Source organism: Acidobacteriota bacterium, from assembly GCA_026393675.1.
Taxonomy (GTDB): domain Bacteria; phylum Acidobacteriota; class Vicinamibacteria; order Vicinamibacterales; family JAKQTR01; genus JBAXOX01.
Genome location: JAPKZQ010000029.1, coordinates 26,538 through 40,005, shown reverse-complemented (window position 1 = coordinate 40,005; position 13,468 = coordinate 26,538). Strand labels below are relative to the sequence as shown.

The following is a 13,468-nucleotide window of genomic DNA, read 5'->3' as shown; positions in this document are numbered from 1 at the left end:
CCTGCTACTGCAGCGTGAACGTCACCGTCACGGTCATCACGACCGACACCGGCATGCCGCTGAGCAGCGTCGGCGTGTAGAGCCACTGGGAGACCGCATCCAGCGCGGCACGATCAAGCAGCGGGATCGATCGCAGGACGCGGGCGTCGGTCACCTTGCCGTCCGGTCCGATCACCGCTTCGATGATCACGGTGCCAGAAACCCTGGCTTTCTGAGCCAGGTCCGGGTAGACCGGCCGCACGTCCTTGATCCGAGTTGGCGGCCTGATGCCGCTGAACACGCGAATCGGCGCAACGGGCATCGGTGGAGGCGGCGGCTCATTCAGGCCAGCCACGATGCTGCCCGGCACGCTTCCAGGCACGCCTCCTTCGACGCCGGAGGGATCGGCCGGTTCCGGATCGCGCACGATGCCGTCATCCGGCTTGATGCCCGAAGGCGCGTTCACTGGCGCGGCATCCGGATTGGCGGCAGGCGCGGCCCGGGCTGCCGCACGCTGCACCGGTGGTGGCGCGGGCGGAGGACCCGGCGGGCGTGGCGCGGACCCAAACGCCAGCATCACCGGCATCGCCGGCAGCACGTCGGCGACCAGCACCGGCACGATAATCACAACCGTAATGAGCAGCGCGTGGACGATGACCGAGAGCGGCAGCGTGTACCACTTCCGGTTGCCGATGGTCATCGAAGAGTGAACGACATCTCCGAACAGTTCGCGCGGCATACGCCCTCCTTGTGTTGTGTGATGCACTCCACAAGGCAGCCGACTCTGGCCAGAGGTGGTCGCCTGAAAGATTAGACACCAATACGCAAAAAGGTGACGCTCGCCGACCCAGGGAGTCGGCGAGCGTCACCGTGAATGTCGCGCCACGGCTGTGGCATGCGCGGATGCGACCCGAGCGTTCGGCCGCTTACGGGGCCGACGCCCCCTCCTCTTGTTCCGACAACGGCGGGCCCACGCCGGCCTGAGTCGCGAACATCTTCGTCAGAGTCGCCGCGAGCGCCTCGATCGATCCGCCGCCGCCGCCCATCACGAGAATCTGCGGCACGATCTGCATCTTCTTGTCCGCCAGCACCGTCGCCACGTTCACCGCCAGCGTGCCGGTCTGACCGATGGCCTCGGTCTGCGCCTTGAAGCCCTGCGCCTTCGCCACGCCCTGGGCGCGAATGACGTCGGCCTGCGCCTCACCCGTCTGCTTCGTGAACGACGCCTGCCCGCGGCCCTCGGCCACCTTCGCGTTCGCGTTGTTGTCGGCGATGGTGATGCCGACCTCGGAGCGTGCCAGGTCCTTCTGCATGTCGGCCTTGCCGGTCGCGGCCTCGGTCGCCACGCGCTGGTCCTGCGCCTCCTTCTGTTTCTTGAACGTCTCGATCTCCTGATTGGCGATCTCGCGCTCGGTCAGCACCTTCACCAGTTCTGGCGGATAGATGACGTCCTGGATGTAGACGCCCCTGGTCTCGACCTCGTAGGCGTCCAGTTGCCGCGAGATGTGCTCAAAGGCCTCCTGCTGGACGGTCTGGCGCGTCTCGATAAACGACGTCGCCTTCATCCCGCCGAGCTTGTCGCGGAACAGGTTGCCGACGGCCGCCTGCAGCACCTCGTTGACCAGGTTCATCATCGACCCGACCATCGAGATGACACGCGGGGCCTTGGTGTCGGGCACGTGGATGAGCACCTGCAGGTCGATGTTGAACACGAACCCTTCGCGGCTCTTCGCCGTGATGGGGTCGAGTCCCTTGTCGAGGTTGTGCGCCTGCGAGGTGGCCTTCGACCAGTTCAGGTTGAGAATCGAGGTCGGCACGACCTCCGCCTGGTAGATGCGCGGATTGATCGGGTACTTGCCCGTGCGCAGCGGCTCTTCCCAGATCCCGCGATGGCCGGGGCGCACGAGGCTGCCGAACTTGAATTCCGAACCGGACGTGTCTTCGGTCGGCAATCCCACGTACGACTTAATGACCGCCACCTGGCCCTGCTCGACGACGAGCATGGGCACCTTCTCGACGCGCACCAGAAACGGGTTGAGGTTGTACGCGCCGTAGAGCAGCGGGTCGTGCTGCAGACCGATCTTGCCGCCGCGATCGAGAAACGTCTGGAAATCCTGATACGAGTGGTGCTCGCCGTTCTTCGATCCGAGGATGGTCTCGATGAGCACCGCGTTGCTGATGTCGGCGCCGGCGCCGCGCGCCCTGTCCTCCACGGCCTTGATGTCGTCGAACCCGCCGAGGCGGCTCGCGATGTCGCCGGCCGGCAGCGAGTCGCCCTCGAGGCTCGTGATGATGCCGACCATGTCAAGCACCTTCCCGCTCTCCGTCGCCTTCGGCTCGATGCGCGTCACGTCGAGTTGCTCGCCGGTCAGGCCGAACGACGCGACGCTCAGCATCGTGGTCTTGCCTCTCAGTTCTTCGGCCGCCGGCACGCCGAACACGTGCGGTTTGGTTATCACGAGGAAGCCGACCGGATGAATCGGCGCGAGCGTGCCAGGCGAGAGCACCGGCCGCTGCACGCCCTTCTGTCCGCCTCCATTCACGAAGGCATGCATGTCGGTGAAGTTGCCGAAGTCCTTTTTGTAAACCGCCGACTTCGCGCCAATTGGCGTCGGCTGGCCGACCTGGGCGATGACGACCCCGATCTGTCCGGCCGGCACCTGCACCCACGGGGACTTAGTGACGGCGTAGATGAGGATGAACTTGAAGCGCAGCCCTGGCATCAGCAACTGCGCCTGGTAGCCGGCCTCGCCGAGGAAGGCGACGGGGTTGTCGCCCGGCAGCTTGCGGCCGAAGCGTTTCCGTACGAGCCCGACGTCGGTGGGCCCGATCGAGTAGAACGAGACCAGCGACAGCAGCGCCAGGACCACCACCGTCGCGACGACCACGATGCCGACCAACCCTCCGAGCATGACGATTTCCTTTCGCCAGCTCATGGCCGCCCGTCTTCGGCGCTGAGGGCCAGGTCCTTATCGGCGGACGAAGACGACGGCCACAGCCAGCAGAACGACGAGCACGACCATGCCGACGACGATCGGGGCGTTCATCATCGCGTCCAGCATCTATCGCGCTCCTGCTGATGTGGGCACATCATCTTCAGTTACGTGGTCACGTGACATGGGGTTGCAGACGCCCGCATCCTGTTGCGGGCGCTGGAGCTGCGGGGCGCCCGCTCTGGCGTCACGACGCCCGGTTCGACGCGCGAAGCCGGCTGTGACGCACGCCGTACGCGAAGTAGATCACTAATCCGATTGCCAGCCACCAGCCAAATCGGCGCCAAGCCTGTGGCGGCAGGCCCTGCATGATAAACAGGCAGGCCGCCGCTCCAAGAAGCGTGACGGGCCAGACGAACGGAACGCGGAAAGGACGATGCCGCTCCGGCTCCGTATAGCGCAACACCAGCACACCCGCGCACACGAGCATAAACGCAAACAGTGTTCCGATGTTGGTGAGGTCGTACGTTTCCGCCGCATCCCCCACCGCAGAAGCCAACGCCACGACCACCCCCGTGACAATCGTCGTGACAACCGGCGTGCGGTGCACCGGGTGGACTTTCGCGGCCCATTTGGGAAGGAGTCCGTCACGCGCCATCGCGAAGAAGATACGCGGCTGGCCGTACTGAAATACCAGCAGAACGGCCGCCATCGACACGGCTGCGCCAAGGGCCACGAGCCAGCCAACCGTGCTGAAGCCTGCAATTTCGAGAGCCCTGGCCAGGGGGTCGGCAACGGCCAGTTTCTGATAGGGGACGATTCCGGTCAGCACCGCTCCGACAACGACATAGATCACCGTACAGATAGCCAATCCCCCGAGAATACCGATCGGAAGGTTGCGTTGTGGGTTCCGCGTCTCTTCTGCTGCGGTGGAGATCGCGTCGAAGCCGATATAAGCAAAAAAGACGATGGCCGCGCCCTGGTGAATGCCGGTGAAGCCGTTGGGCGCAAACGGATGATAGTTCGCCGTATTGATGTGGGTAGCCCCGACAACGACGAATAGCGTCAGAACAGCGAGCTTGATGACGACCATGATGTTGTTGGCAGTCGTGCTCTCGCGGGCACCCCGGACCAACAACCACGTGATGGCCATGACGATACCGAAGGCCGGCACATTGATCAGAATGGGAATGCCAGCAAAGCTGGGCGCCGACTGCAGCAGCGCGTGCGTCTGTGGGTCCGAACTCAAGAGGGCGGTGCGGTAGCCAGTGGTCAACCACACCGGCAGCGTCACCCCGATTCCCCGCAGCAACGTCGTGAAGTAGTCGCCCCACGAGATCGCGACGGCGACATTGCCGACGGCATATTCGAGGATGAGGTCCCAGCCAATGATCCAGGCAACAAGCTCCCCCAGCGTGGCGTACGAGTAGGCGTACGCACTCCCAGCCTGCGGGATCATCGCCGCTAATTCCGAGTAGCACAATGCGGCGAGTGCACAGGCCCCGCCGAGCAGCAGGAATGACAACACCAGTGCTGGGCCGGCGCCGCTGCGAACAACATGGCCAGCAGCGTCCACCTGGCCGGCCGCAGCCGTCCCGATCGCGCCAAAAATGCCCGCACCGATCACGGCGCCGATCGCCAACATGATGAGGTCGCCCGCACCGAGGACGCGTTTCAAAGCATCCGGCCGATCACTGTCGATCAAGAGTTCGCTTATTGGCTTACGCTGGAAGAGTTGCAGAACGACCTCCAATCGGCTATCAGTATCCCGCAGGTCACGTTCCTGAATCAGCAGTCGGTAGACGCTAGACGGAGGACAAAGTGTAGGCCGGGTCTTCCGCCTTCGCAAGAAGCTTCGGCGGACCGCCGTAGCCTTGGCGGAGGCGGTCAGACCCGGCAACACAATTGTCAGGAGACGGCAGGAACCCGTAGGGGCGGGCCCCTGTGCCCGCCCGAATCACGTGGGGCAACCACGGGGGGTTGCCCCGACACCACCACAAGTCCGCCGTTCGGGCGCAAAGAATTGCGCCCCTACGGGACACCAAGAAGGCATTCGTCGTAGAGCCGCGATTCATCGCGCCCGAACAGAAGCAAGAAGCACGGCGCAAGAAATGACGACAACGCCGTCGGGCCCGATCCTCACGCCCTGGCCACCCATGGCCGCATTGGCACATCCAACCTGTACACCGTGTCGTTGGAGGCGACCACCAATCCACCGCGCGGGTCAAAGGCCAACCCGACCAGCACCGACGCCGCCATCACGAGTTCGCGCGGCTGGCCTTCGCGAACCCGGTAGAGGCCCGCCCCACCAGCCACCGCTTCCGATACGTACAGATTGCCGTCCGCATCACAGGCCAATCCCTGGGGACGCCCGAACTCGGTGGACACGACCCGTACCTCGCCCAGCGGGCTGACCCGGTAGACCCGGTCACAGGTGTCAAACGTCGGCGCCGCCACGAACAGGTCATCGTCGGGCCCAATGGCCAGGTGGTACGCCACCACGCTTGGCGGCAGCGTCACAAACGGCACCACCCGGCCCGCCTGCCCGATCCGGAAGATCGTCCCGCCGCGGTCGCCGACAAACAACGTCCCGTCCGACCCGAAGGCAATCCCGCAGGCGGCGCCGAGTTCCCCGGCCACGACCTCGAGGGTGTGATCGGGCTTCACGCGGTAGACCGTGCCATCGAAGCGGCTGGACACGTGCAGGGCCCCGTGGGCGTCAAACGCCATGGACGTGGCGTTGACGATGCCATTGAGATATGGCTCCTGAATGCCATCGGCGCCCACGCGGATGACCGAGACCGGGACCTGCTGACCGCGCCGCCCGCTGCAGGTCACATACAACGTGCCGGCAGGCGCAATCGCGGGATTGTCAACCTGGTGAACCTCTTTCGCGACGACCGCGCCGATTTCGAGTTCGGCGTTACCTGCCGCCCCGTCAACGGTCACGACGGCCCGGCCGCCTGGTGCGCCCTCCGGGACGATCACGCCAAGCCGACTTGTCCCCGCGACGACCACATGCGCGTCGAGTCCGGCCACGTGGACAACAGGCAGACGCTCCCCGGACACAGGAAAGGCCTTCCCGTGTACCGTCACCCGCGCACCGGGCACTGCCCAGGCAGGCTCAACCGACGTCACGCGGCAGTCGGGGGTTTCAGACACGGAGGGTAAGACCGTTCATGGGCCAGGCCATCCAGGCGGGGTCCCCGGCGCGGCTGCCGCGTTGGGGGCCCCGGGCGCCACGCTCCGGACTATTGCCAACGTGTTTCGGATTCGGGGCACTAATCGTCCTCAAGTTCGACGTTCCAATACACGTAATCGCGCCAGCTCTCTGGCGCATGCCTGAGCCCGATGGTGATCCGCAGCGCCGGCACCGATTCGGGCCGTTTGGGCAGCCGGACCAGGCGCATCCCGGCACCGGCCGGCGTGCGCCCGCCCTTTCGCCGGTTGCACGACACGCAGCAGGTGACAATGTTCTCCCATGCCTTTCGGCCGCCGTGAGCCACCGGCACAACGTGGTCGAACGTCAGCTCGCTGGTGGGCATCGGGTGGCCGCAGTACTGGCACGTGTGCCCGTCGCGGGCGTAAATATTCGCCCGGGAGAACGGCACGTAGTCGAATCGCTGTCTAATCCTGACGTAACGCAGCAGCCGGATGACCGACGGAAGCCGGAACGTAATCGAGACGCTGCGAATCTCGCGGTCGTAGACAGAGATCACCTCTACCTTGCCCTGGCACCACAGGGTCACGGCCTTCCGCCAATGAACCACCTTCAATGGCTCGTACGAGGCGTTGAGGAGGAGCGTCTGCTCCATGTGGGCATTGTGCAGAACGGCCAGCGGAGTGTCAAGGCGCCCGAGGCGCGCACGCACGCCTTCGCGGTCCCCGCCGACATGGCCGCAGCTGGCAGCGCGTGCATGCGGCGGCGATGGCCGCCGTGTGTCGGACTTCACGTCACGCCCGGTGTCGGCCACACGGATCATGTCGCGATACCGACAGCGCTTTTCGGAAGGACGGCGCGAGTTTCGCGGGTTTTCTACCCCGAGCGATCGGCGAGTGACTTGCATAGTCACTCGCAGGGGGACGCCTTGTCGTATCAGAATGGCGTCGCCCCGGTTTCACGCACAGCCCCCGGGACTTGAGCACGACAACCGGATGGCGTACACTCGGGCTGGGAGCCGGATATGAGCACGCATTTGTGGGCGGTCGTGCTGGCGGGTGGCGACGGACAGCGCGTGGCTTCCCTGACGGCTGGCGACGACGGCCAGCCCATTCCCAAACAGTACTGTGCCTTTGGCGGGCGCGAATCGATGATTCGCTGGGCATTCGCCCGGGCGCTTGGGGTGGTGGCGCGCGACCGCATCCTGTTCGTGGTCGCCGAGCAGCACCGGCGCTACTGGGAACGGGAACTGGCGGACATCCCTGCCGGCAACATCCTTGTTCAGCCCCGGAATCGCGGCACGGCGGCCGGTGTACTGCTGGCGGCCGTTCATGTCCTGTTTCGCCGTGACCCGAAGGCGCGACTGCTGATGCTGCCTTCGGACCACTACGTCGCCGACGAAGACGTCCTGCGCGACGCGCTGCTCGACGTGCTGAGGACGCGGGACTCACGCCACCGCCGCATCCTGCTGCTGGGCATGACACCGGAAAAGTGCGACGCCGACTACGGTTGGATCCTGCCGGCGGGAGGTGGCGCACAGGCTGGTGTGGCGCACTTCGTGGAGAAGCCGAACCTCGACGGGGCGCTCGCCTTGATGCGGCGTGGCGCGCTCGTCAACAGCTTCATGTTTGTCGCGCAGGCGAGCGCGTTACTGCGGGCATGCCAACAGACGGTGCCGGAACTCGTGCAGGCGTTTGTGGCCAGGGAAGCAGCGGGCGCGGCGGCCCCAAGCCTGACCGACTTCTACCGCAACCTGCCGAGTGCGGACATGTCGCGCGATGTCCTGACAAAGTTGACCGCGAGCCTGGCCGTCGTCCGTATCCCCCCGTGCGGATGGAGCGATCTCGGCACGCCCGCGCGGCTTCATGCCTATCAAAGCCGGCAGCCCCGGATCGCGCAACTGCCAGACGGCACGCCGGCCCAGCGGTCAGTCGCCGAACTGGAGGCGACCGCCTGACCGGGTGGCCGGACGATATCGGTGAAGTCGCGTCGGGGCGGTTCTAGACCGCGACGGTGGCCGCGTCCCACGCGGCCTTCTGCTCGTCCGACTGAATCATCTGCGCCACATTGACGATGATCGAGCTGCCGCTCCGCTTGATAGCGAAGCGATCCATGTTGCGCGTGGCGCGACCGCCGACGTACGTGCCGTCGGGCGTGTAGACCGAGTCGTGCTTGCTGCACTCGAACCGCAGGTCGGCCTGGCGCCAGCGCACGGCCGCGTTCTGGTGCGGGCATGACAGGTTGAAGGCCATCACCTTCCCCTGAGACCGCACGATGATGACCGCGTTGTCACGGTCGATGGTCACGCCGTCATTGGCGGGGATCGGATAGCTAATCTCGTCGCCCGCCCGTCCGAGGGAACCGCCGAAGGCAATCGGGAGTTCGGCGGCCGCAGCGAAGCCACAGCTCCCCGCGACGAGGCCCGCCGCCAGCACGGCAACCTGGCGGATGAAATCCCGGCGTGGATTCAGACATCCGCACGGGTCGCACCCGTGGGAGGCGGATTCGTCCTTCATGGCCGTTCGTGTTCCCTTCTTACGCGGTGGCAACCAGAATTGTGCCGGCGAGCACGATGGCGAACCACAGCACCAGGCTGGCGATCGACGTCCATTTCAATTGCGTCCATGCGCGATCCGGTGTGGTGCCGGCCAGTTGTTCGGCGCGGCGCATCATCAGTCCGTTCACGAGCAGCAGCACGACCAGCGTCATCTTCGACCAGAACGCCTTGGACGCCCAGAAGGTCTCGAGGTCGGCCAGCAGCATCAGGAGGCCGGATCCCGCCAGCATGGCGAGTCCCGCGATGGCGATGGTATGGACCGTGCCGAGAAACTTGAGATGGTCGGCGCGCACCGGATCGGCTTCCTTTGCCGCGCGTAACGTCTGGCGATCGGCCGCCACGGCCGCGCCGCCACCGAGCAGCAATCCGGCAAAGTGGACATAGGTCACGGCCATCGAGACCGCCTTGGTCTTGCTGTAGAGATGCGCCCAGCCCTGGAACGCCTCGACGAGCGACTGTGGTGCGTCAATCATCACGTCACTGACCTCCGCCAAAGGGTATCATCAGGGATCTGATACCCGACACGACCATCGATGTTGCTGGCAGGCACTCCTACTACTATCTCACTCTTCTTTAGACGCGGGAACGGAAAGCCGGCCGGCCCGCGTCACGCGAGGATGCCTGAACTCGAGACCCCTTTCGACCGATAGAGCTTCAGAGATGTCTGTTGCACGCGCCAGCGCGTCGCTGCTCCTGCTCGGGTTGTTTGCGTCCCTGTTGACCGGGTGCGCGTCCAGCCACGGGCCGCGGCTGCGCGTCCTGCCTCCTCGTTCGTCGTCGGCCGCGCCGCCATCAGACTCGACCATTGTGCGCTCCGCGCTTGGGTATCTTGGCACGCCGTACGTGCTGGGCGGCACGACGCCGTCCGGGTTCGATTGCAGCGGGTTTGTCTGGTACGTGTATCGCCTGCACGGCGTGGAACTGCCGCGAAATGTGGCCATCCAGGCGGGCGTCGGCCGGCACGTCGATCGTGAGGATATCCGGCCGGGAGATCTGGTGTTCTTCAGCACCACGGGCCCCGGCTTCACGCACGTGGGGATTGCCACCAGCCATGATGCCTTCGTGCACGCGCCGAATTCGAGGGGCGTGGTCCGCGTCGAGCCGTTGACGTCGCCGTACTGGTCCCAGCACTATGCAGGCGCTCGGCGTCTCGTCTGGTCCGACCCGATGCCCTGACAAGCGACGTGGTCCCTGCCGCGCCGGGCTTGGGCTGGGCTGGGTTGTTCAGTTTCGGCCAAACAGCATCATCAGGTAGCTGACTGTCGCGATTCCCATCGACGTGAGCGCGAGCGTCCGGTGTGTCGTTCGCGATCCGCCATCGACGCGCCCCCGTTCCGACCCCGGCGCCGTCGCGCCGGTAGCCGCGAACCCCGCGTCGGCCACGAACATCAGGATGCCGTGGATGGTCCGCTGCGTGCGGTGGTTGGGGTCCTTCCTCGCTTCGACGAGATTCCAGACGCCAGTAATGGTGTTGATGCCAAACAACACGCCCGTTGACGCTGCCAGCGTCGTGTGCGTGCTGCGCTTGGCGCCGGTGACGCTGTCGGGATGGGTGTACAGGTCCGAACCCACGAGGTACTCCGCGACAACGAGCGGCAGCGTCGCGATGCTCGCAACCTTGTGGATCCTGGCCCTGACTTTGTAGCCCTCGCTGTACTCGAAGGCGACCGGCCTTCGCCGCCCCTGCGTTCCTTGATCAGCGGTCTCGGGGATACCGAACTTCACGGGGGTCGAGGCTGGCGCTGTCGACGTTGCCGGGGTCCCTCCGGGCGCGGGGGACCAGTTTACTCTCCAGGGATTCACGCGCGCCGGCCGACTGGCGCACGGCTGCCATGTCGATCGCGCAAACGCGTCTCCGGCAAACGCGGGCGACCCCGCAAAGCCAGCGGCCGCAACAACGACGATCGCAACCAGCATCAACTTACGCATGGGATCCTCCGCCAGAAGATACACGTGGCATGGCCCCGGTACGCCTACTACTACCACAGTCTGGGGTGCGCGGAACAGGAAGCGGCGGTCGGAAACCGGCGACAGGATCCGAAACCGGCCTACCGTTATCTGGGCTGGCGATGAGCGGCGAGGCTCGAGGGCTGGCGAGGATGGACGCCTTTGATCGTCCCCGCGTGCTGGCTGGTCGCGGTTCGCCGGGTGGATCGCGCCAGGAACTGGCGGGTTTCAAGATGGACGTCGGTGTAGAGACGCTGATGCTGGCGGCCGTCGAGCATCACGACGTGCGCGACGCGCGGCATGCGAGGCTGCTCGATCATCCGCTCTCGAAAACGCTGGGGAAACGACGGAAACGCCCGGAACGTCGTGGCGACGACGGCTCCATGGAGCCTCGTGAACTCGTCGAAGCTCAGCGCAAGGAATTCCGAGATGGCCGGATCGGGCCGGCTATCCAGGTACTCTCGCACCATGCGTGACACGTCCCGGAAAAACTGGGCCGTGTGCGTCTGCGCCGACGGCCGCCCGTCGGATCGCGTCGACGCGCGAATGCCGCCACCATGCGGATCCACGTGGTAGAGCTCGTGGACGATCGTGTCGAGCTTCGCGTGCCAGTCGAGCCCTTGCGGATAGGTGTCCTGCTTGGCCGACCCTTTCAGCGTCTGGTCGCAGAAGCGTGGCAGCGAGAGCGAGATCAAATGGGTGACGCGCCGGCCGTCCACGCGGACGTACGGCGACCGCGTGACGAACCACTCCGACCGCCGCGTCAAGCGCCCGGTGCGCCGGTCGCGCCAGAAGTAGTACGCCGGCTCGCTGTCGGGCAGCATGAGGCTGTGACAGGTGGCGTAGGCGCCGTGCGTGCTGGTGCGGCCCAACCGGGCGAAGACCAGCACGTCGCGTACGTCGATGGCCGAAAGTGCCGGCACGCGGGAGACAATGTCCTCCATCAGGCGGCGGACATGATCGGTGTAATTGAACATGCGAACTGGGAGATTCCGGAGATGCCCGGTCACTTCGCACCAGGCTCCGGAATGAGTGTCGGCTTCCTGTCGGTCGGGCTTTAGCCTACCGTCTCAGGTTTTGGGAACCGGTGGCGGGCCGGGCTGGTCGGCGGGCGGGGGCGCGATGGCGCCCATGCGCGCCAGGATGAGCTGCTGGCGCTTCTGCAGAAACCGGGTCGGCAGCGCGGGATTGTACTTGCGCGGATTGAAGATCATCGACGCCAGCATCGCCGCCTGCTCGGGCCCGAGCGCAGCCGCCGGAACCTTGTAGTACTGGCGGGCTGCCGCCTCGGCGCCATAGAGCCCATCGCCCCACTCGATCACGTTCAGGTAGATCTCGAAGATGCGCCGTTTGGACAGCTCGGCTTCGAGCCGGCGCGCGATCAAGAACTCGCGGAACTTGCGCACGGGGTTTTTCGACGGCGACAGGTAGAGATTCTTGGCCAGCTGCTGCGTGATGGTGCTGCCGCCGCGCAGGAACTGGCCCTTTTTCCAGTTCAATTCGACCGACTTCTCGAGTTCGTCGAAATCAACACCCTCGTGCTGGAAGAAGGCGGCGTCTTCGGTCACCAGCACGGCCCGCTTCAGGTGCGACGAGATGCGTTCGTACGACACCCACGTCTGCACGCGCCGCGGCTTCTTGCCGGCGCTCTCGGCCTCGCGCATTCGCAACTCGATAAAGGTCGTGGTCGGCGGGTTGGCCGTGCGCAACGAGCGGACGTCTGGCAGCGTGAGGTACGCGTAGACCGCGCAACCGAATCCGACGACCGCCAGCACCACGATCCCGGTGAACAGTTTCCGGATCATCCGCGCCTCAACCTTCGTCACCTGTGTTTCTGTGCGCGTAGCACGGATTCCAACGCACCCAGCAACAACAGGATGATATTGGGGGTCGAGCTGGCGCCCATCAGGCCAACGCGCCAGATTTTACCGGCAAGCGGCCCGAGGCCCGCGCCAATCTCGATGTTGAACTGCTGCAGCATCTGCTTGCGCACCGCCGTCTCGTCTACGCCGTCGGGCACGCGAACCGCATTCAGCGTCCACAGCCGTTCGGGCTCGGGCGGCAACAGCGAGAGGCCCAGCCCGCTCAGGCCGGCAGCCAGGGCGATGTGATGCTCGCGGTGCCGGGTCCATCGCGCCTCAAGCCCTTCTTCCTCGACCATCAACAACGCTTCGCGCAGCGCGTAGACGAGCGACGCGCAGATCGTGTGATGGTACTTGCGACGCAGCCAATAATCCTCGAGCAGCGCGAGATCGAAATAGAAACTGCGCGCCTTGACCCGGCGCTCCAGCGCGGCGGGCGAGAACACGATGGGCGCGAGGCCAGACGGCGCGCCGATGCACTTCTGCGCACAGCTGTAGCAGGCGCCAATGCCCCACTTCTCCACATCCAGCGGATGGCCACCAAGCGAGGTGACCGCGTCGACGATCACCAGCGCGCCGTGTTCGCGGGCGATGGCCGCGACCTGCTCGACCGGGTTGAGCACGCCCGTCGAGGTTTCAGCGTGCACCACGGTGATCATGTCCGCGCCCTTCTCCTTGAGGGCGCGGCGCACGGCTTCGGGGTCGACCGCGCGGCCCCACTCGTAATCGAGCCTGGTCACCTGCCCGCCGTAACGCTGGCACATGCCGGCGATACGATCGGCAAAGTAGCCTCCCACCAGAGACAGGACGCGCGTCTTGTCGCCGACCAGGTTGGCCACGGCCGTTTCCATCGCCGACGTGCCCGTACCGGAAACCGCGAACGCAAACGACCCGGCCGGCGCACGGAAGACCTGCGCGAGTTGCCCGCGCATCTGGTCCATCATGGCCATCAGATCAGGATCGAGATGGCTCAGGACGGGGGCGGCCATCGTGCGCATCACCCGGGGCGACACCATGCTGGGGCCGGGGC

At 65.5% G+C, this 13,468-nt stretch carries 13 protein-coding genes; 2 read left to right on the top strand and 11 right to left on the bottom strand.

What is annotated here, in order from left to right:
- Window positions 1-4: 4 nt before the first annotated feature.
- The 5 genes from NT151_07830 to NT151_07810 form a co-directional block, all read right to left on the bottom strand.
- Window positions 5-718, bottom strand: coding sequence for a TonB family protein (locus tag NT151_07830; GenBank protein ID MCX6538826.1), 714 nt, complete (start codon window positions 716-718; stop codon window positions 5-7).
- Between the two features lie 187 nt (window positions 719-905).
- On the bottom strand, window positions 906-2,915 hold the full coding sequence (locus NT151_07825) for an SPFH domain-containing protein (protein ID MCX6538825.1): 2,010 nt from the start codon (window positions 2,913-2,915) through the stop codon (window positions 906-908).
- Between the two features lie 244 nt (window positions 2,916-3,159).
- Window positions 3,160-4,665 (bottom strand): amino acid permease, encoded by a 1,506-nt coding sequence (locus tag NT151_07820; protein ID MCX6538824.1) that lies wholly within the window; start codon window positions 4,663-4,665, stop codon window positions 3,160-3,162.
- A gap of 386 nt (window positions 4,666-5,051) precedes the next feature.
- Window positions 5,052-5,981, bottom strand: a complete 930-nt coding sequence (locus tag NT151_07815; protein MCX6538823.1) for a gluconolaconase — start codon at window positions 5,979-5,981, stop codon at window positions 5,052-5,054.
- Between the two features lie 212 nt (window positions 5,982-6,193).
- Window positions 6,194-6,727 (bottom strand): HNH endonuclease, encoded by a 534-nt coding sequence (locus NT151_07810; protein ID MCX6538822.1) that lies wholly within the window; start codon window positions 6,725-6,727, stop codon window positions 6,194-6,196.
- 369 nt (window positions 6,728-7,096) lie between these two features.
- Here NT151_07810 and NT151_07805 point away from each other — a divergent pair, with 369 nt between their 5' ends.
- Entirely contained in the window at window positions 7,097-8,029 is a 933-nt protein-coding gene (locus tag NT151_07805) for a sugar phosphate nucleotidyltransferase (GenBank protein ID MCX6538821.1), read from the top strand.
- Window positions 8,030-8,072: 43 nt separating this feature from the next.
- Here NT151_07805 and NT151_07800 read toward each other — a convergent pair whose 3' ends face one another.
- Both NT151_07800 and NT151_07795 read right to left on the bottom strand, forming a co-directional pair.
- Window positions 8,073-8,588: a Rieske 2Fe-2S domain-containing protein gene (locus tag NT151_07800; GenBank protein ID MCX6538820.1), complete on the bottom strand. Its 516-nt coding sequence runs from the start codon at window positions 8,586-8,588 to the stop codon at window positions 8,073-8,075.
- 19 nt (window positions 8,589-8,607) lie between these two features.
- Window positions 8,608-9,102 carry a hypothetical protein gene (locus tag NT151_07795; protein ID MCX6538819.1) on the bottom strand — a complete coding sequence of 165 codons (495 nt, stop codon included), beginning with the start codon at window positions 9,100-9,102 and terminating at the stop codon, window positions 8,608-8,610.
- Between the two features lie 187 nt (window positions 9,103-9,289).
- Here NT151_07795 and NT151_07790 point away from each other — a divergent pair, with 187 nt between their 5' ends.
- Window positions 9,290-9,805, top strand: coding sequence for a C40 family peptidase (locus NT151_07790; GenBank protein MCX6538818.1), 516 nt, complete (start codon window positions 9,290-9,292; stop codon window positions 9,803-9,805).
- Window positions 9,806-9,853: 48 nt separating this feature from the next.
- On the opposite strand, the gene NT151_07785 is transcribed toward NT151_07790, so the two are convergent.
- The 4 genes from NT151_07785 to NT151_07770 all read right to left on the bottom strand — a co-directional run bounded on the left by NT151_07785 (window position 9,854) and on the right by NT151_07770 (window position 13,427).
- On the bottom strand, window positions 9,854-10,558 hold the full coding sequence (locus tag NT151_07785; GenBank protein MCX6538817.1) for a hypothetical protein: 705 nt from the start codon (window positions 10,556-10,558) through the stop codon (window positions 9,854-9,856).
- 125 nt (window positions 10,559-10,683) lie between these two features.
- Window positions 10,684-11,553 (bottom strand): hypothetical protein, encoded by an 870-nt coding sequence (locus tag NT151_07780; protein ID MCX6538816.1) that lies wholly within the window; start codon window positions 11,551-11,553, stop codon window positions 10,684-10,686.
- A 93-nt stretch (window positions 11,554-11,646) separates the two neighbouring features.
- Window positions 11,647-12,381: a monofunctional biosynthetic peptidoglycan transglycosylase gene (mtgA, locus tag NT151_07775; protein MCX6538815.1), complete on the bottom strand. Its 735-nt coding sequence runs from the start codon at window positions 12,379-12,381 to the stop codon at window positions 11,647-11,649.
- Window positions 12,382-12,398: 17 nt separating this feature from the next.
- Entirely contained in the window at window positions 12,399-13,427 is a 1,029-nt protein-coding gene (locus tag NT151_07770) for an alanine--glyoxylate aminotransferase family protein (protein ID MCX6538814.1), read from the bottom strand.
- Window positions 13,428-13,468: the final 41 nt, after the last annotated feature.